This is a genomic window from Bacteroides sp. D55t1_190419_B8, assembly GCF_015558905.1.
Taxonomy (GTDB): Bacteria; Bacteroidota; Bacteroidia; order Bacteroidales; family Bacteroidaceae; genus Bacteroides; species Bacteroides vicugnae.
Genome location: NZ_JADMOU010000040.1, coordinates 1 through 20,520, shown reverse-complemented (window position 1 = coordinate 20,520; position 20,520 = coordinate 1). Strand labels below are relative to the sequence as shown.

Sequence of the window (20,520 nt, the reverse complement as noted above, 5' to 3'; positions counted from 1 at the left end):
ATAAATGATATTGACAATGTCTATTTCACGATTATCTCATCCGTAAATATCCAGCCTCCGAGTTCGCTTCCGGCCTGTGCCTGATAACGTACGTATCTTCCTTTGGCTTCTCCCTGCCATGAAATATCCGTAAAACGGATGGGTGTTTCTTTACTTACTTCAAAGTGTTGTTTTTGCAGCTCCGTGAAGTTTATTCCATCATCGGAAATGGAAATAATCACTGTCTCCGGCAGGAATACTTCCGCGCCGACCACTTGCATAAAAGCGGCGGTAACGGAATGGATAGGGGTTTCTTTTTCCATATCAATCGTCACATCGAGACGATTGTCCGAGATAAATCCTTGCCATGAACCGTCACCATAAGTCCAGTCACCACGTATGCCGTCTGTCAGGGCTGTGTTGCCTTGTGCGGGATAATGGGGGCTGTAGGGGGAGTTATAGATCACTTTTTTACCGAGCGCCAAATGGCTGACTGGTTGAAGAGATTCGGGACGGCTGCCGATTTCTTTGCTCAAATCGAAAGGATGGTATCCTTTTTTCTGTAAATCGGCCACTGCTGACAGTGCACGGGTATGGAAATCGGACCATGACTTACGTTCCGGAGCCGACCAGGCTACTTCCGCCAATGCCAGTATACGAGGGTAAATCATATATTCCACGTGTTCGGGAGTGGGGATATATTCCACCCATAGGTTGCCCTGCACACCGTAGACTAACTTTGCCTGCTCCGCAGTTAAGGAAGCGGGAATAGGATCGTAGGCATATACTTTCTTCAATGGCAGGTAGCCGCCGATAGCTTCCGGCTGGGAGTATGGGGCGTCCTGATAGCTGTCCAGATAACAGTATGCACCCGGCGTCATGATGGCATGATGGCCGGAGGTGACGGCAGCGATACCACCCTCTTCTCCACGCCATGACATGACGGTTGCATTGGGCGCAATGCCTCCTTGCAGAATCTCGTCCCATCCCAAGAGACGGCGTCCGTGATTGTTGAGGAATTTTTCGATGCGGTGTATCAGATAGCTTTGCAGCTCGTCTACATTGGCCAGATGCTCGTCTTTCATTCTCTTCTGACATTTCGGACAGGTCTTCCAAGCCGATTTGCCGGCCTCATCACCTCCTACATGAATGTATTCGGAAGGGAAAAGTTCCATAACTTCCGTCAGTACATTCTCCAGAAAGGTGAAAGTTTCTTCATTGCCGACACAGAAATCGGAGTTCTTGTAAGGTTCTCCCGAACAGGATAGCTGCGGGTAGGCAGCCAGCACTTCTTCCGAATGGGAAGGCATTTCAATCTCCGGAATCACCGTGATATAGTGCTGACGGGCATATGCCAGTATTTCACGAATATCGTCCTGGGTGTAATAGCCTCCGGAAGCTCCGGGTTCATCGTAACGGAGGTATTTACGTCCGCCGTTCCACCATTTCTTCCAGGTGGGGTCTGTACGCCAAGCTGCAAAATCGGTCAGTAAAGGATATTTCTTAATTTCAAGCCGCCAGCCTGCCGCATCGGTCAGGTGCAGGTGCAAACGGTTGATTTTGTAATATGCCAATGCGTCTATCTGCTTCTTTATAAACTCTTTGGTAGAGAAATGGCGGGATACGTCCAGCATCAGTCCGCGGTAAGCAAAACGCGGGGTGTCTTCTATCTTGACAGAGGCTACGGAATAGCTGCCTGTGCCCGCCAGTTGCATCAGCTGTAACAGGGTTTGCATTCCATAGAATAATCCGGCTCCCGAAGTTGCCCGGATCTCAATTCGTTGAGGGGTGACGGAGAGTGTATAGCTTTCCGGTGATGGCAATTGGGGGGTCTTGGGGGTTATCAATAAGAAAAGCATCTGTTTCCTGTCTTTCATTCTCGCTTCTTTCAATTGAACAGGCAATGCTTTCAGGTAATTCTCCCAGAGTTCCGCTTCTCCACCTTGCAGGTTTGTATAAAGTCTAGTCTTTTCTGACAGTAAAAAAGAGCCCGTCCCCTGCTCCATTTTTAATGGGACAGGTACGACGGACTGTGCCAGAATGGGATGTGCATGGAAGCACATCCCCAATATCCATAAGAAAAGACAAACTTTAGAGTATTCTTTTCTTATATTCATTAATCAATTTTGATTTCGTCTACAAATAAAAATGCGTTTTTACCTTTTCCTCCATGCCATGCCGGAAGTGATTTCTCCGGTGAAGCAATGACTCTCACGTATTGGGTGGTCACAGGATCAAAGGTTAGTTTATGCTCAACGATTCCGTCTTTGTCTGTCTCTTTCATCTCCGGGTATTCTTCGGAAGCAATCTTTTTGAAGTTCTTGCCATCATCTGAAGTTTCTACGGACAGGTTTCTGGCATCAAATACCCAGTCTCCTTTTGCTACATTGGTAGAGATTGCCACGCTTGAGATTTCAGTAGGTTGCTGGAGGTCGATAGTCATATCCATGTCATTTCCGTTGAAAGCGATCCAACGACCTGACCTGTAGCTGCTATTTCCTTTCAGACCGTCTACCAAAGTGGAAGCTCCTTTGAACAGGTATTGTTCATTAATAGGCTGATTGGCTACAATCGGCTTCATGCTGGATTTGCTGAAATCAATCTTCTCCGTCACAGTCTTGCTTTCGCCGTTGGGACGGATGGCTTTAGCGGACAGGGTGACATTTTCCTTAATTTTCAATACTCCTTCGTAAACGGGGGAAGTGGCAGTAGGTTCTGTGCCGTCTAACGTATAGTAAATAGGAGCACCGTCGATGGTAGACAGGGTAACGTCCATTGTTCCTTCTGCCGGATTCGGGTCAAACTCGGCTTGTACGTCAAATACGTGTTTAGCGTAATTGTATCCTTCTGCATCGTACCACTTAATCAGTTGTGGAAGACGGGACAGGAAGTCGGCATAGTTTTTCTTTTCGGGGCTGGACCACTGAATTTCACACAAAGCAGCCCAACGAGGCAATACCATGTATTGTGCATGTGGGAAAGTAGCGATGTATTCTGTCCAGAGGTTGGCTTGCACTCCCTTGATGTATTTCTGTTCTTCGGGAGTAAGAGAAGCCGGCATCGGCTCGTAGCTATACACTCTTTCCATGGGCAGATAACCACCGATACCGAACGGTTCGTTTTCTACGTCTTTAGCTTGGTAGTAGTCGAAATACAGGTAGGTGTTCGGTGTCATGATGACATCGTGTTTCTGCTTCGCAGCTTCGATACCACCTTTCTCACCACGCCATGACATCACGGTAGCATTCGGAGCAAGTCCGCCTTCGAGGATTTCATCCCAACCGATGATTTGACGTCCATGGTCGTTCAGGAATTTCTCAATATGGTTGATGACAAAGCTCTGCAAACGTTCTTCTTTGCTGTGGTTCTGATCTGACTTCAGTCCCAATGCTTTGATACGTGCCTGGCATTTCGGACATTTTTCCCATCTTACTTTCGGACATTCGTCACCACCGACATGAATATATGGTGATGGGAAGATTTCAATCAATTCACCATAGACATCTTCCAGGAATTTCAAGACCTGGTCGTTTCCGGCGCATAGCACATCTTCGGATACACCCCATTGTCTCCATACTTCGTACGGACCACCGGTACAACCCAATTCAGGGTAAGCGGCAAGGGCAGCTTGCATGTGTCCCGGAAGGTCGATTTCGGGAACAACGGTGATGTAGCGTTCGGCTGCATAATCTACGATTTCTTTGGCTTGTTCCTGGGTGTAGAATCCACCGTAAGGTTTGCCGTCGTATTCGCCGGAGTTACGTCCGATGACTGTTTCTGTTCTGTTAGCACCGATTTCAGTCAGTTTCGGGTATTTTTTGATTTCCAGACGCCAGCCTTGATCGTCGGTGATATGCCAGTGGAGGCGGTTCATGTTATGCAAAGCCTGCATGTCGATGTAGGTCTTTATTTCGTCCACAGTAAAGAAATGACGGCTGGTATCGAAATGCGCGCCACGATAGCCAAAGCGGGGAGCGTCATTGATTTCTACGGCTGGCATGGCAATATCCGCACCGACAGCCACAGGCAATGATTTGCGCAGGGACTGGATGCCATAGAATACACCGGCTTCCGTAGGACCGGTAATCGTGATTCCGTCACCGGTAACTTTCATCTGGTAGGATTCCGGATTTTCATTCTCCGTACCTAATGCCAGTATGATTGCGTTTTTACCTTCTGTTCCGGCTTCAATGGCGAAATCTTTTCCGGTAGCCGTTTTCAGGTAGTCTGCCAGAAATTGTGCGTTGCGTTGCATCTTCTCGTTTCCTTCCGGATAGAGAATCTTCACACTGCTCTTCAGGATGAAGGGACTTCCTTGAGCGGTTACAATCTCTTGTGGCATGGGGATGATCTGGTAGTTGGCTTCCTGTTGCGCCGATTGGCAAGAGGCAAAAAGTCCTGCTAGTGCCAGACATCCGGTTAATTTAAAGAGTTGTTTCATAAACTAAAAAATTAGGTGTTAAGTTATTAATAGATTAATTATAAGTTTCACGAATATGTTTGATTGTCAAAGGCAGCTCCTCTCCTTTCTTTATTTGGGGAGAAGTGATGACGACCGTTTTACGTTCTCCGGGAAGAAGGTCGAAAAAGTTGTCGCTGAAACGGGCTCCCTGCAAAGGAATTTCAATAAAGACATCTTTTGCAAGAGTGGGAGAAAACAATGTCAGTTCACACATGCCGTCTTTCTGTTTCATCTTGCAGGAAACGGTTGTTTCAGGCAGAAGCAGGTCTTTTGTTTTTCTAAAGAAGTATACGGTTTCGGCAAGAGTATTTCCTGCCTTGTCTTTCAGGGTCAGTTGCATGAAACAGCGTTGCTGTTCTTCCGGCGATAGCCAGATATCGGGTTTTATACGGTACACACATTGGGAAGTGTTAGCCGGAACTGTCAATGTGTTGAGTCGTATCGGCTTGCCTTGTTTCTTTCCGTCAAAGTCTGTTACTTTCATTTCCAACATCAGGTGGTCTTTGGTGTCCGGACAGTCGGAAATCAGGTAGATATTGAGGCTGTCGTTCTGCCGGATAGGATTGATGAGGATTGGAGCAAAGGCTCGTTTGGCTTGGTAATGCAGGGCTTTCCAGTTACCGTAATAGTCGATGCTCGACCAGGATACTACCGGCCAGCTGTCATTCAGTTGCCAATACAGGGTACCCATACAGTAAGGACGGTTCCGGCGGTGTGCTTCCAGTCCGTGACGCATTCCTTGTCCTTGCAGCACTAGTCCGACATAGACAAAGTCTTCAAATTTTTCGGGGATGATATAGTCGCGCTCCATGTAGGTACGAATCAGGGCGTTGCCGATACTGCTTTTCTGATGAGCATTCATCACTTCCGATTCTATCTGATAATCTTCCGGAGCGGCGAAAGTGGAGATGGTCTTCATTTCCGGGAAGGACTGGAAACCGAATTCGCTCATGAAACGGGGCAGGTCTGTATCAAGTGACTCGAATGTTTTTTGACCATACCAGACTCCCCAGTTATGGCTGTCTCCTATCCCCCAGGATTCGGGACGTCCCCAGTTGGCAAAATATGGGGAGCTGTGTATGTAGAAACGGTCGGCATCCAGTTCCTTCACCTTGGCAGGAAGGAGCTGATGGAACAGTTTGTCGTAGCCTCGAAACATTTCCTGATAGATTTCGGGCGGGAAGTTCTTGTCGAATCCCCAATATTTTAAGGCTTCCAGTATTTCGTTATTGCCGCACCACATCGCCAGGGAAGCATGATTACGAAGGCGGCGGATGTTGTAGCAGGCTTCCGCCTCTACCCTTTTCAGGAAGGTGGGGTCGGACGGATAGGGAGTGCAGGCAAACATGAAGTCTTGCCACACCAGTATTCCGTTTTCATCTGCCAGGTCATAGAAGCGGTCATCTTCGTACGTCCCACCTCCCCATACACGAATGACATTCATGTTCGCTTCGCGGATGTCGCGGAATAAGGTTTGGTAGCGTTCGGTAGTGACGTTAGTCAAGAGTGCATCCTGGGGGATGTAATTGGCTCCTTTGGCAAACATCGGTACACCGTTTACTTCAAAATAGAAAGATTCTCCGTCTTTATCTTTTTCATTAACGAGGCGAACGGTACGCAGTCCTATCCGGTGCGATTGCTCGGCTACGACTTTATCTTCTACTATGATTTGAGCGGAGAAATCATACAGGGCGGGCTTTCCCCATCCATTCGGCATCCAACGTACGGGGGATGCCACTTCGGAAGGTATGGAAACATGATTGATTCCGGGCTGTAAGGTGATTGCCTGGCTGATGCTTTTTTCTGCACTTCCTTCGAATGAGGTATTGATTCTCACCTCTGCCTGAAGTGGGCGGGGGAGTATGTTGTTTATTTCTAACTCATTAGACAGGTTTGCGAGCTGGTCGGTCAGTGCGAGTTGCTTTACATGGTAGTCACTGATAGAAGCTGCGTCATAAAAACGGATGGTCACCGGACGCCAGATACCGCTGGTCACCATGCGGATTCCCCAATCCCAGCCATAGCTGTAAGGGGCTTTACGGGAGAATACGCTTAAATGTTTGTCGTGATGGTCGTTGTCTGCCGGATAGTTGAATCCGTTCGAGTTATATTGAGGCAGTGTCTGCCGGATGGGGGAATGAAAATAGATGTGAAGAAGGTTTTCTCCGATACGGAGTTGGGACTTGACGGGTATGGTATAACCGACAAACATGTTATCGGCTTTCAGCAACAGTGCCCCATTGAGGTATACATCGGCATACGTGTCAAGGCCTTCAAAAACCAATTGGGCGTCATCCCGTTTCAGTTGTTCGGGGGTAACTGTAAAAGCAGTCCGGTATTCCCAGTCTTCATTTTCCACCCACTGAATCTTTTGTTCATTGATGCCATAAAAAGGATCGGGTATTTGTTTATGGTAGATAAGGTCCTGATGAACGGTGCCCGGAACCTGTGCCGATTGCCACAGCTCTGTTCCTGCCTGGGAAAATTCCCAACCTGTATTTAGAACGACAACTTCGGAATTGTCATTGCTCTGTGCATATGCCATACTGCAACAGCATAGTAATCCACATGCTATTTGAGCCTTTTTTCCGATCAAATTAATCATCATAGTGGGGGCATTAGATATTAACGGATTCAAAGATATTGTTTTTTCAGCAAATTTCACTGATAATTTAACAAAATATGTTGTTTACATCTGTTATTCTTTTTATTATTCGACCGTTATCCTAATTATTTCAGAAGTACGGACGCCCGGCTTCAATTCTCCGTTTATGTTGTAATATGTTTTGTTCCATCCTACCAATGACGCTCCCGCACGTGCCGTTTGCGGTGTACGGGCAACTTCCTGCCATGTATTCTGATGGATGTCATATACTAATATCCGGTCATTGAATTTGTACCACTCGGCGGGATGGAGAAGATAGTCCTTTTCAGGGTGTCGAAGAGCAGCGAGGAATATATCCTTATTCACTCCACCGGTACAAAGAATCAGGTTTTCATTGATGGCAATGGCTGTCCCGCCACCCAAAGATATGGTTTCACCATTGTTTCCCGTCGGAGTGGCTATGCGAGTCCATTGCCGGGACGTGGATGAATAGCAATAGCCGTCAGTGGAAAGTGTGGCAGGATTGCCATCGGTGGAAGCGGCAAATCCGCCCCACAGGTAAATACGGGCTTCGCCATCCTTGTACTCCCCGGCACAGACGGGTTGCAGACGCGGTGCTCCGGGAAATTCGGGAAGTTGTTGCCAACCTGCCGCGGGATTGTTTAAGTCAAGGCAAAGAAAAGAGTTTGAAGGCTTTCCGTTTCTATTTGTTTTTTTTTCACTTCTATTTCCACCGGTGATAAAAAGTTGGCTACCGGCTAGTGTTCCGTACATATTGTCTAAGGCGTAGGGCAAATCGGGTAGAGTTTCCAGGAAGACTTTGCCTTTCTTTTCGTCCCACCGGATTTTGTAAACGCCGGTCAATGCGCCGTGGTCGTTCATTCCGCCTGCACAGATAATGCCGTCGGGACAAGATACGGAAACTCCGTATGCGGCAGGTGCAGGAAGCCCGCCTACTTTTTTCCAAAGAAGCAGCGTGTCGGGATTCATTTCCGCTACATAAATGCCTTGGTAGTATTTCTTTTTTCCACCTTCACTGGCAGGTGTTCCGGGAAAGTTACAGCCGCCGGCTATCAATAGCTTTCCGCTCAGGATTCCTGAATAGCAGGCAGAAACACCCGATTCAATACCTTTCTCTGATTTCGGGAATCCTTTCATTTTCTGCAAGTCAATGCTTTTGACGAACGACTCCGGTGCTTCGGCTTTGAAGGTAGAAGCAGGTAGCCCATCTTTATTTACCAGATTCGCCCGCGTGAAAGGCTGCCAGCCATACCGGACATATCGCGGATGCTTTACCTGTTCGCTATATACTTTTATCCGTCCCGTTTCTGCCCCGCAAGTTCTCCCCTCTTCCACTTCGGCAACTGCGGGGTAATAAACGCCATCCGTTTCGGCTACTTCAAACGTACACAAAGATTGACCGTCGGAACTTCTCAAGCCTTCGCCATAATCAAAGATTATATATACAGCGCCTTCCCGAAAATCGGCTTGGCGGAATAACGGGCCGGAAGGCAGTACATGGCACATTCCATACGTCTTGTTCAATGCCCAACGAGCCAAGCGTTCTCCCACCGGCTTCTTATTTCTGGGATGTACATCCAGTGAATCGCCCCAATCACTCGATACCGCCATACCCGTATTCAGTATTTCGTTCATCATCCTGCGCTGGCTGTCGCGGAACCACGGCCATGAAGGACGGGCAATACCGGAAAGTTGTACATAGTAGAAGGGCAGCGTCTCACTCCCCCAGTTTTTACGCCAACTGCCGATTAACAACTTAAAAAGTTTCTCGTGAGCTTCGTAATTATGAGCATTCGATTCTCCCTGATACCAGATAACACCCCTGACGGGATACTGCGCCAACGGACGGATGCCCGATTCGTACAGATAGCAAGGTTCGTAAGGGTGGCGCTGGAGTTTCTCTTCCGACTGTTTGATATTTAATGCAGCCCGTCCGCGCACCCAGTCTTGTATAAAATCATTATGCGTCCAATCTTTTAATATAGCCGGGAACTGGTATTCCAGTGTATTCCGATCAACCCACGATTCGGTAGGCGAACCACCGATAGCGTTACATATCAACCCCACCGGAACTTTCAAGCTATCCCGCAACATCTGGCCGAAATAATAAGCGATGGCCGAGAAACGGGCAGCATTGGCGGGAGTACAGATTGCCCATTCAGTATCTTTATAATATTGGAGATGATTCAGGGAATCAAGGACGGAAGCGTCCCATTGCACCGCGTCCGTGCGCCAGCGTGCTTTCATATCATACAGACGCAACTGTTCATCGGCGGCTTGGGGGATGTCTTTTTTGCCCGTAGTGGCCTGCCGCAACATAAATTCCATATTCGACTGACCGGAACACAGCCACACTTCCCCTGCCAGCACATTTGTATATTTCAAGATTCTTTGAGAAGTGGAGATGGTCAGCGTGTAAGGGCCACCGGCTTTCAACGGTGATAATTTCACCGACCATTTTCCGTCTAGTGCAGCCTTAGTAATCCACTGCTGACGGTCAATGCGGACTGTCACTTGTTCGCCCACATTCGCTGTCCCGTGAATCAGCAAGGGGGTATCGCGCTGGAGAACCATATTATCCGTGTAAAGCGGAGATAACTGCAAGCCGCCATAGTCTCCGGTGATGGCGGAATAAACTGTTTGCGCCATTATCGCAGCCCCTTCGGCAGTAGGGTGAACGGCGTCCGGGAGCAAGGAAGGGTAAGGATAAAGCGGTTCGTGGAAATCTATTAACTGCACACCGGCATAACGTGCTACTGTTTCGATAGCTGTCTGTATCTCGCCGTGCCAGTCGCGGGTTCCCGAAAGGAAACGGTTGTGACGGTCGGCAATCGGAGTCATCCGGGCGATGATAATCCGGACATCGGGATTGGCCTTGCGGAATGTATCCATCAGATTCAAATAGTCTGTCACGAAAGAATCACGATAGTTGGGCCAGTCACGAGGGTCGGTGTCATTGATTCCCAGATGGATGACCACAATATCTCCTGCAAAATCCAATGCTTTGCGGTATTCTTCCTGTCGGGTATATGGACGATGTCCCTGATTGAGCAGGGTGGCGCCGGGCTTCCCGAAGTTTTCAACTTCATAATGCTCTCCCAACAATTTCTGTAACTGTACGGGGTAAGATTGCGTTGCACGGTCGGCCAGTCCGGTTCCATAGGTGATACTGTTTCCTACACAGGCCACTTTCATCCGTTGTTGCTGAGCAGGCAGTGCCCAACAAACGAACAGACAGACGGATAATATCAGAATCTTTTTCATTTATTTCTTTCCGGTATGTATTTCTTTTCAGTATGTATTTCTTTTCAGTACGTATTTCTTTTCGACTTTTCTTTTCTTCCGGCTTTTATTTCTTTCCGATGTAAGGTTTTACAATCTCCACCCATTTCCGATATCCTTTTCCGAGAAGATGCAGTCCGTCATTCGTGTAGGCAGTGTTCATCTTTCCGGTTTCCTCGTCTACAAAATGAGAGTACAAATCTATATAAGTCGCTCCTTCTTTTTCTGCCAGACGGACTAATCCTTTATTGATTTCGGGAATGACCTGCCAGCGCGATGTATGCCCTTTGAACATACCGTAATGGTCGGTCACCGGAAGAACACTTTGCAGATATAGCTTCGTCTTCGGCGAATCCGCCTTTATCTTCTGAGCAATCATGCCGATATGGGCTACAATGGTATCGGCAGAAGTTCCCCGGCTTACGTCGTTTATGCCAATCAGAAGAAATATCTTAGCCGGTTTACCTTTCAGGATAGCATCCAGACGGTCATATACTCCCATGCAGATATCACCGCTGATTCCGCGGTTCTTGATATGTTTGTTATGAAACAGCTCCGACCATTCGCCGCCGTTCGTGATACTGTTTCCTAAGAAGATAATGTCATTGGACGTGACAGGCAACTCTTCAAACAACGTGGCACGCTGGTAATAAAACGTAGAATATTTGCGTTCCTGCGCATGGCATGCCAAAGACAGGGTCAATATGACCGCTAAAAAAAAGTTCTTCTTCATGGCTATTCCTTTTATTTACTCATTAGTATATCTTTTTTTTCATTATAGCATATCTAGTTTTCATTATAGCATATTTGTTTTTCATTATAGCATATCCGTTTTTCATTATAGCATATCCAAATCAGCTCATGGCATATTCATAAATATCTCCCTTCTGATTGACAGGTCACTTTAGTGTTTTATCCGGTGAGTAAATGAGTCCGTCCACCGCCTTCTGCCCGTCGGGAGTGACAAAGACAGTGGTGAACATCCATTTCACCAACCGTACTTCGGGGGTAACGAACTTTCCTACCGGTAATTTCAGAAGTACTTTGTTCCATCCTTTTTGCAGATGCACTTCCAAAGGGGGACGCGCTACACAATTCTCGTTGCCTAAAGCTATTTCATTACTCTTAGTCCGGTGGGTAGCTGTCCAGACAGGCGGGATTATTTCCTTTTCATTTATCCAGATACGGCTTTCCTTATAGTCCCATTTTCCCTGCAAAGGGGGAAGGTCGGCTTCCGAACGTCCGTAATTCTGAAATTCAGCCCACAGGCCTACTGTCTGTTCTTTCGGCGAATAAACATAGGTATAGGCATAAGCTGTATGGTTCTCTTCCGGTTCTTTATAAAATCCGGGGATAAGCGTGCCCCACACATGACGGAGATAGATTCCGGCACCAATAGCGGGACGTACCCGGTAGGTCTTTCCTTCATAGCTGTAACTATCCTGCAAGGCTTCTTCCGGCGGGAAGACCTTTGCCAAATCTCCTTCATTTGGAAAAGCGTCCGTAATGTTCCATTTCACATTTGTCTGACGGACATAGGCAAAGGGATAACCGGCAAAGGTATGTTCCTTATGCCACAACAGACGGCGCTCAAAATCGGCGAAGTTCCTGAACAGCTCCGATTGCTCGTCGGTGGGAAGCAGCGTTCCGTTCTTATCAAAATATTCCGTTCCGCCGCCTTTCCAGGCACGTTCTGCCATAGCCAGCATGTTGGGATAGAAATTATTTTCAATAATCATCTCCCACTCGGTGCTGACCAACCGGTCATTCCAGATAGCCAGAATGGTTCCTGCAAGGTCATCGCTTCCTTGTTCCTTATTATATATACGGCTGTTGTACAATGCGATGATATCACCGAAGGTATCAAAATGGTTCAGATAATGGAAACGTGAATCAATGGCGGGAATACCTTCCTGCGCCTTTCCGCGGTAACTCCAAAGCTGGGTCATGTCTATTTCTCCGGGTTTGTAGTGCCAGCCCGGATTCCAGGAAATCACTTTCTTGCCTTTGGAACGTACGTAGGCCACCATTTCGGGTACAAAACGGGGATTGGTAAACTGCACTTCATCCGTGCCGATATGTAAATAAGGTACATCAAACGTTTCACAGACTTCATCCAACAGGAGTTTCAATATCTTCATCCCTTCGGGGCTTTGCATATCGTGGCGGAAGGTACGTATAAAGGCAGCGCTGTGTCCCGGCATATCTATTTCGGGAATCAACATCATGTGGTGTGCCTTACAGAATGCGACCAGTTCTTTGGCTTCTTCCAGCGTGTAATATTTGCCGGGCATCCGGGTGGTGTTTGCGCTATCGTTCAACATCGGGAATATCTTGCTTTCCAGACGCCAGGATTGATTCTCGGTCAGATGCCAGTGGAAGACGTTGATTTTGAACTTGGCAAGTACGGCGATTTCACGTTTGAGTTCTTCGAGTGAAATGTAACTCCGTCCTACATCCTGCATAAATCCACGAATACGGAAAGCAGGCCAGTCGATGATTTCTGCTCCCCGAATCTGTGTTTTCGAGTTTCTTGTCTCTGCCAGTTGCCTCAAAGTCTGCATGGCCCAATAAATGCCGCGTTCAGTCACGGCCTCAACGGTTATCCGCTTCTTTGTGATGTTCAGCCGGTAGGCTTCCTCCTGATTCATCGGTATTCCGGGGAGAGAAGGCAGCAGTTTCACATCAATGCTACCGGTCGCCTTGGGCGAGACAGTCCCTCCCATTTCAGAGACAAAAGCTTCCCACTCCTGCTGAAGCACAGGAGTGGAAAGCCGCACATTATTCACTTGAAACCAGGTATGAGAGGGGGTAAACTTTTGTGGCTGGGGGAGCAGGTGACAAGCACCTGCTTTTACCACTGAAATTGTGTATAAGTTAATTGTAAAATATATGAATAATATTAATTTGTTTTTCATGATTACAGGTCGTGTGTATATCTCTATTTTATTATATCCTTCAGCCGGACAGCCTGGAAAGTCATGTGGGCTACACTACTTTCATACAGTATGCCAACCGTCTCTTTATCAATCATCGTCAGACAAGAATATCCCCATCCTTCACCTTCGTCCAACATCACCTGATGTTCGGGCAGCCAAGTGATGCCACTGTCCAGACTGGCCTTGATTGTGATATGGTGACGGCCTTTTACCGTATTCGGATTGGAGAATAAGAGAATATCCTTATTTAATGCATTGTCTTTCGCTTTTACGCTAATCAGGCTTGCCATACAAACCGGTTCCTGCAAAGCTTTGCGGGAAGAGGGATGTTCCGTCCAAGTCTTACCGAAATCCTTAGTAGTGGAAACAGCACGGCTACCACCCCGGTTATCTCTCATATTCAGCATCAGTACGCCCGGTTCTACTTCCGCCACTTGGGCTTCTGTAGTATTGGTACGTGCATAGTTATGGATTTTCCATGTCTCGCCACGGTCTTTGCTATACATGATTCCCGCATTCGGAACACGGGTAGAGTCAATAAACTGAATCGGGAATACCAGTGTGCCATCCTGCATGGTGATACCGCGTCCAGGCCCTTGCAGTAGGAAATACCAGGAAGGGTCTTTCACCTGTTCTGTTATATTGATGGGCTTAGACCACGTTTTACCGTCATCCGTACTCTTTGACAACACTAACTGGGCTGTATGATTCATATCCATTCCCGGATAGGAGCTCCACCAGGCACGCTGATTACCCATTCCGTGTGTCCAGGCTGCCACTACCCATACTGTGTTGGTCTTGGTATCTACCAGAATCGAAGGGTCGCCGACACCATTCTGTGCAGCAGGCAGGTCGCCCGTTTCACCGAAAGCCAGAGGCAAACGCATTTTCTCCCAACTTTTGCCACCGTCTACGCTACGGCTCAAGCCTACGTCTACATGTTCCTGCAAATCAACGCTGCTATTGTAACGTACATCATATACACCCAGCAATGTCCCCTTATTGGTAGTTACCAATCCCGGAATGCGGAAGGCTGCCGAACCGTCGTCACCGGCATGACGTACTCCTACTCCTACCCTATGAGCTATATTTTCCGATGAAACGGAATGTACAAGGGCAGCTTTACCATCCACCTTGACTGTTACAATATCAACCGAAACCTTATTGAGCAAGGAAGCACCCAGCTTCATCTGCAAACTAATCCAGAAATAGTTGATTCCGGAGAAAAGTTTCTGGTCGGCTTTCAATGTAACTTTCCGCTTTGGGTTATCCACTTGCGATTTATGAACCGAATAGGAAGGATTTGCCGCCAATGTCTTCCCCGGCGTATGACTGGAAATATAGGACACGGGAGCAAAGAAATTCTTTCCATTATTCTGTCTGGCTTCCGTACCGCTATAATATAACTTGACAGACTGTATATCCGCCACATTCACATCTTTGCCAAAATTTAAAACCACTTCATCCAAAACACGACTCTCTTTTGCGTTCAAACGCAACATAAACAATACATTGTCTTGTCGTTCAATCAAAACTGGAATCTGAGTTTCACGCACAAATACAGTATCCGATGCAACTGACTGCAAAATCACACAGAAAGAAAAGATAATGGATAGAAATAGATTCTTTTTCATGGTATTATTTAAATGTTTCATGCTGCAAATATATAAAATTATAACGAATTTCCTCCATATTTAATAAAATAATTTATTATAAAACACACGATTAATAAACTATCTATTACAAAAGCGAGAACGCATATGCTAAACCACACATACGTCCTCTTGTTTTTATTCGATTATCAACCTGAAGTATTATTATTCTTCACCTTCTCCACTGGTGAGATAACCTTCAGTCTGCCCCAGCTCTCTATTATTGGTCAGTGTATTGGCATCAATCGGCCATAGCAGCCGCTTTTCATTTGCTGTAGAATATTTTGCCGTATAACCCAAAGTACGTATATCATACCAGCGTTTTCCTTCATACATCAATTCGCGCAAACGTTCTTTCAAGACTGCTTCAATAGGGTCATCATCACCTGCCACAAACGGATTGCCGGAATAAAATTCACCGCCTTTTTCATTCGGATAGGCCACCGTTGCTTTATTTGCCTCGAAATAGGTTTCACCGTATGCACGTCTACGAACAGTGTTAATTTCCGTAGCAATATCTTCACCTAACAAAGCTTTAGCCTCTGCAAGAAGTAACAAACAGTCTGCATAGCGATAAATAGGGTAATCATCTAACCATGCACGCTCTGAACCACCGGGCAACATTGTTCCTTGAAATTTATAAGGGATACAAGCCTTATATACCAAGTTTTCCCCCTCTTTCATATAAACAGCTTTCACAGAACCTGCTTTACGGGTATCGCCTTCACGGAATACCTTATTATAAAAATCTTTTTTAATCTGAAATCTTATCAAACCATTCAGTTCAGCATCTTTCGTTTCGGCAAAAGAAACTCCGTTCTCATCAAAATAACTGCCGGAAGTCATGTAAGCTTGCTGAGGGACAAGATTACCTCTAAAACTACCATTCCACATGTTATATTCATCACGTCCATTATGAATGGTGAAGATTATTTCTTTATTTTTCTTGTTCGCATAGGCGAAAACATTGGTAAAGTTGTCTTCCAAATCGATACCCGGACAATTATCCACTTCCTGCAAAGCCGTTTTAGCAGTACGGTAGTCGGCTTCACCACCACCCATCTGCTTGCCACTCCACAAGTATACTTCACCTTTCAACATTTTTGTAGCTCCCAACGACCAGTAATGTTTTCCATATTTGTAGGAATAATCACCATTAAATGCCGTCTCAGACGCAGTAATGTCTTCTTTGATATGGGCCATCACTTCCGTTGCCGGCGAAGCAGCCTTTTGGATATTTGCCAAATCAATGGTCGAACCACTGGTGTAAGTCAAATGCAGAATGACATCTCCCCATGAGCGGAGCAAGTGAAAGTAAAGAAAAGCACGCATCCCATAGGCCTCTCCCAAATAATATTTTTTGGTGGCTTCGGGCAGCAATCCAGTATCTTCCGTTTTGGCAATCATCAGATTTATCTGATTGATAACTCCGTACAAATTAGCAAAATTACTGAGCCCTACGTTCTCCCTGTTCAGCGAATTGGCGGGGAAGATTTCCATGCCCTGAGTTGCCTCACCACCGAACGGTGCATCACCATAGATATCAGCACGAGGTTCACCTAATATAAAGAAATTGTACGAACGCTCTCTGAGTTGTGCATGCAGACCAACGTTGAAAGCACTGAAATGCGTGTCACTCTTCCAATAGTTGGCATCGGTTATCGTACTTTCCGACTCCAGATCCAAAGAGTTACATCCTGTCAGGAAAGGCAGCAAAGCTGCACTTACCCATAAATATTTGAATATATTTTTCATAATTCTATTCCTTTTTAAGTCCTGTTAAATTAGAATGTTAGAGATAAACCGAACAAAAATGTTCTCGGAGTAGGATAACGTCCATTGTCAATACCACGACCATATGTAGTCGATACAGCTGGTTCAGGAGATACACCATCATATCCGGTGATATAGAATAAGTTCTGTCCGGTGACGTACACAGATGCTTCTGTCAAGTGCGCCTTGCTAATAAGCGATTTCGGCAACTGATAGCTCAATGTGATTTCGCGCAAAGCCAGATAATCACCCTTTTCATAATAACGGGAGCTGTTGTTGTCGGCTGCAGTAGAAGCATTATTCGAACGGGTAATATTCTTCTTTGCCAACTGGTCGGCATAGTAGAACTTCGTAAGGTCTGAGTTCGGATTTGCTTCGCTCCACATATCTTTCACATCCGTAATGATATTGAATTGCCCCTGATATTGTCCCAACGAACGCGCTTTCAAGTCATTGTATAAGGTGTGCCCCAAAGCATAGTCGAAACGGGCATAGAGTGACAGACCTTTATATCCGAATGTAGTAGAGAAACCACCCGTGACATTCGGGAAGATGTTACCCATTACGGAACGGTCGTAACCGTTAATAATATTATCACCGTTGATATCCTCCCAACAAGCGTCACCCGGCTCAATAGGTTGCCATCCCGAAGATTCCTTATAAGTCTTTCCGGTAGCGGGGTTGATCTGATCAGCCAGTCCGGGACCATACAAGTTGGCAACTTCATCCACACGTAAATTTGCGTGTTGCTTTACGTCATCCCAGTCTTTGAAAACATGCTGCTGTCTGTATCCAACCAGTTCTCCCAGTTTACCGCCTTCCTGACGACCGGCAATCCATTTGGTCGGAAACTTGCCATCAGCATCTACTTTACCAGCCGCTACTTCATAACCGCCTACGCGGTTGTTCTCAACATTGTTATAAGGTAATGAAATTATCTTGTTGGCAACAGAAGTGATATTCGCAGTCATATCCCATGTGAAACCACCCTTGTTGATGATATTTGCTTTCACTTCCGCTTCGAAACCGGAGTTGCGCAACGTACCCATATTCGTTACAATATCCGAGAATCCGGTATATCCAGGCAATGCTTGTTTGGTCAGCAAATCCTTTGTCCGACGGCTGTAGAAGTCGAGAATAAAAGAAAGTCTGTTCTGCAGGAATCCGATATCCAATCCCACCTCAAAGGTCTGACTCTGTTCCCACCGCAGGTTGGTATTGAGCAATTTTTTATTATAAAGAGCTGTCGCCCCACCATAAGTTTTAGCATCCACCTGTGCGTATTCTCCATAGACTTCATAATTTCCGATGCCATTTACATTACCATTCACACCATAACTGAGACGCGGTTTCAAATTAGAAACGATGTCGGACACTTTGGATTCTTTCCAAAAATCTTCTTCCATAATATTCCACCCTACAGATACTCCCGGGAAGAATCCCCAACGATTGTCTTTCAAACGAGAAATTCCGTCATAACGAGCTGTAAAAGACAACAGATATTTCATATTGTAGTTATAATTGACACGACCGAAACCAGAAAGAATGCGATAAGCCGTTTTTTCGGTACGAGTGAAAGTCCTTTCAGAACCAACATTCAAGGTCGGGACATCGTCCGTAGGAGAACCTTGTGTCTTAGCTTCAAAATCAAATTGATTGTAAGTATAATACTCTCCGCCAATCATTGCATCCAAATTATGCTTTTCGGCAAACGTCTTGGTATATGTCAATGAAGCATTAAGCTGAATCTGATTGTATTTTTGAATCCAAGCTTCCGCATTGCGAGTTGTATTGGGCGTAGAAGCTGTCTGTGTTTGATAGGCCTTGTCAAATTTTTCTCTCTGATACTGATAGTTCAATAAAGAAGCGTTTCCGTTCAAAACCAGTTCCTTTGGAAGAATATCCAACGTAAAGCCGATATTGTATGTGGCACGTGCTGTACTGTTCTTTTGGGTCAGCAAATCACGATAGTAAGCCGGATTACCATCCCCAGTGCCACCCCCTGAGGCAGGAGTTCCGTCTTCCATCCAAGGATTCCATGTAGGACGCTGCGAACGGGTACGATAAAAGAATTCATAAGTACCGATCCATAATTCCGGTCGGGTAGACCATACATAAGAAACACCGGCTTTGATATTTAATATCGGAAAAATCTTATACGATCCGTTAAACGATCCACTGAAACGTTTGAACCCCGTTCCTTTAATCATACCATCTTCATTATAGTACCCCAAGCTGCTCGCAAAGGTGCTTTTATCATTACCACCTGTAATATTAAGGTAATGGTCTTGCGTAATGGCACTGCTGCTAAATACCTCATCATCCAACAGCCCGTTGTAATCTCTAAATAAAATCTGCTTTCCGTCATAGTACGGGTCGTTCATTACAGACCATCCTTCATTCTGAAGATGAGCTGTTTCATGCGTCAAATAACGAATATCGTACAATGCATTCCCTACGCCATATCCAGCTTGTGCATCTACATTGTATGTGCCCATACGTCCATCCCTTGCCTGGTTGGTACGAAGCATACCCAAACGATTATAATAGATATAATCTTCCGCATTTACAAATTCATATCCCTTACGAGTGAAATTTTTGCCTATCTTGAACTTATAATTAACTGAAGTTTTTCCTTCCTTTCCACTTTTCGTTTCAATCAAGATAACACCACCGTTCGCGCGAGCCCCGTAAATAGCCGTAGAAGCCGCATCTTTCAAAATTTGGATAGATTCAATATCAGAAGGATTAACATCCGACATACTATTACGTACTATACCGTCCACAACAACCAAAGCATTACTGTTGTCACCAGTGATAGTCGCCCCACCACGTAATGTAATATCCGGATTCGTACCCGGTTGACCGGTAGTGTTTACCACCCGAAGCCCTGTTACAGATCCTTGCAAAGACTGCCCTGCATTGCTGAACGCTGCATTTTTCAAAACAGAGTTGTCCAGTTTTGAGATTGCAGTCGTCAACGTCGCACGTTTCTGAGAACCACCATAACCTGTAACCACCACTTCATCCAAAACTTCTGTGTCATCGTGTAAGATGACATTCAACGTTTGTCCGGCAAACTTAATTTCCTGCGTTTTATAACCGACAAATGATATTTGGATAATATCTCCGTTTTTCACATTGCCTAAGGTAAATTTACCATCAAGATCCGTAATGGTACCGTTCGTGGTACCTTTCACAATCACGGACGCACCAATAACGGCCTCACCCGCCTGATCAGTAACCACACCTGTAGCAGTTTTAGTCTGCGCCATAGCCCCTATCAAGCCAAATAAGCACAACATCAACAAAAAGATGTTTCTTTTCATAAGTATTACTTTTAGTTAATAAAAAAGGTTTGTTCACACTTCTCACCTAAGTTCGATTAGAACTTAAGTGATTTATATATTAGAATTACTTCTGCTTCATTGACAATTTTATTGTTAACTTTCAGCATCTATTTCTTAAGACGCTGCAAATATACAAATATTATTAATAACAGCAAATGAATTAATAAATTATTTTATTTACATATGCTGTTAAATATCATTTTGTTTAATAAATCACCTTGCTAATACGCTAAACAAATATTCATACATCAAGTAGATAATAGGTATTTCTTTTGAAGTTATTTTTTCATATTGCAATTATAATAGTCGAATTTGTATGAAGAAACCATAAGTATTTCCGGAAGATAAGTTCTAATCGAACTTAGGCATTTATCAGAAACGTAAGCACTCATTGTACGGCTATAATACCCACAAAGGTATTGTAGCCCACATTGAGTTGTATTTTTGATTAATAATT

General features: G+C 45.5%; 9 protein-coding genes. All 9 read right to left on the bottom strand.

The annotated features are described in order from the left end of the window. Window positions 1–20: 20 nt before the first annotated feature. Window positions 21–2,096, bottom strand: coding sequence for a family 20 glycosylhydrolase (locus tag I2I13_RS22255; protein ID WP_195650543.1), 2,076 nt, complete (start codon window positions 2,094–2,096; stop codon window positions 21–23). Beyond that, on the bottom strand, window positions 2,096–4,420 hold the full coding sequence (locus I2I13_RS22250; protein WP_195650542.1) for a family 20 glycosylhydrolase: 2,325 nt from the start codon (window positions 4,418–4,420) through the stop codon (window positions 2,096–2,098). The genes I2I13_RS22255 and I2I13_RS22250 overlap by 1 nt, the downstream gene beginning before the upstream one ends. Window positions 4,421–4,454: 34 nt before the next feature. After that, the gene (locus tag I2I13_RS22245) at window positions 4,455–7,049 is read right to left on the bottom strand and encodes a glycoside hydrolase family 2 protein (RefSeq protein WP_195650541.1); all 2,595 of its coding nucleotides are present in this window, start codon (window positions 7,047–7,049) and stop codon (window positions 4,455–4,457) included. A 102-nt stretch (window positions 7,050–7,151) separates the two neighbouring features. Then, the gene (locus I2I13_RS22240; RefSeq protein ID WP_195650540.1) at window positions 7,152–10,331 is read right to left on the bottom strand and encodes a cyclically-permuted mutarotase family protein; all 3,180 of its coding nucleotides are present in this window, start codon (window positions 10,329–10,331) and stop codon (window positions 7,152–7,154) included. Between the two features lie 85 nt (window positions 10,332–10,416). Then, on the bottom strand, window positions 10,417–11,082 hold the full coding sequence (locus I2I13_RS22235; protein ID WP_195650539.1) for an SGNH/GDSL hydrolase family protein: 666 nt from the start codon (window positions 11,080–11,082) through the stop codon (window positions 10,417–10,419). A 166-nt stretch (window positions 11,083–11,248) separates the two neighbouring features. Beyond that, the gene (locus tag I2I13_RS22230) at window positions 11,249–13,267 is read right to left on the bottom strand and encodes a family 20 glycosylhydrolase (RefSeq protein ID WP_195650538.1); all 2,019 of its coding nucleotides are present in this window, start codon (window positions 13,265–13,267) and stop codon (window positions 11,249–11,251) included. A gap of 23 nt (window positions 13,268–13,290) precedes the next feature. Continuing rightward, entirely contained in the window at window positions 13,291–14,922 is a 1,632-nt protein-coding gene (locus I2I13_RS22225; RefSeq protein WP_195650537.1) for a sialidase family protein, read from the bottom strand. Window positions 14,923–15,105: 183 nt separating this feature from the next. Next, a complete protein-coding gene (gene nanU / locus I2I13_RS22220) occupies window positions 15,106–16,695 on the bottom strand; it encodes a SusD family outer membrane lipoprotein NanU (protein WP_009039370.1) in 1,590 nt (529 codons plus the stop codon). 29 nt (window positions 16,696–16,724) lie between these two features. Further along, window positions 16,725–20,042, bottom strand: a complete 3,318-nt coding sequence (locus tag I2I13_RS22215) for a TonB-dependent receptor (protein ID WP_195650536.1) — start codon at window positions 20,040–20,042, stop codon at window positions 16,725–16,727. Window positions 20,043–20,520 lie beyond the last annotated feature (478 nt).

What these genes read in the sequence shown, in the direction of transcription:
- I2I13_RS22235 (WP_195650539.1), bottom strand. Translation starts at nt 11,082, where the DNA reads ATGAAGAAGAACTTTTTTTTAGCGGTCATATTGACCCTGTCTTTGGCA.
- I2I13_RS22225 (WP_195650537.1), bottom strand. Translation starts at nt 14,922, where the DNA reads ATGAAAAAGAATCTATTTCTATCCATTATCTTTTCTTTCTGTGTGATT.
- I2I13_RS22215 (WP_195650536.1), bottom strand. Translation starts at nt 20,042, where the DNA reads ATGAAAAGAAACATCTTTTTGTTGATGTTGTGCTTATTTGGCTTGATA.
- I2I13_RS22250 (WP_195650542.1), bottom strand. Translation starts at nt 4,420, where the DNA reads ATGAAACAACTCTTTAAATTAACCGGATGTCTGGCACTAGCAGGACTT.
- I2I13_RS22240 (WP_195650540.1), bottom strand. Translation starts at nt 10,331, where the DNA reads ATGAAAAAGATTCTGATATTATCCGTCTGTCTGTTCGTTTGTTGGGCA.
- I2I13_RS22255 (WP_195650543.1), bottom strand. Translation starts at nt 2,096, where the DNA reads ATGAATATAAGAAAAGAATACTCTAAAGTTTGTCTTTTCTTATGGATA.
- nanU (WP_009039370.1), bottom strand. Translation starts at nt 16,695, where the DNA reads ATGAAAAATATATTCAAATATTTATGGGTAAGTGCAGCTTTGCTGCCT.
- I2I13_RS22245 (WP_195650541.1), bottom strand. Translation starts at nt 7,049, where the DNA reads ATGATGATTAATTTGATCGGAAAAAAGGCTCAAATAGCATGTGGATTA.
- I2I13_RS22230 (WP_195650538.1), bottom strand. Translation starts at nt 13,267, where the DNA reads ATGAAAAACAAATTAATATTATTCATATATTTTACAATTAACTTATAC.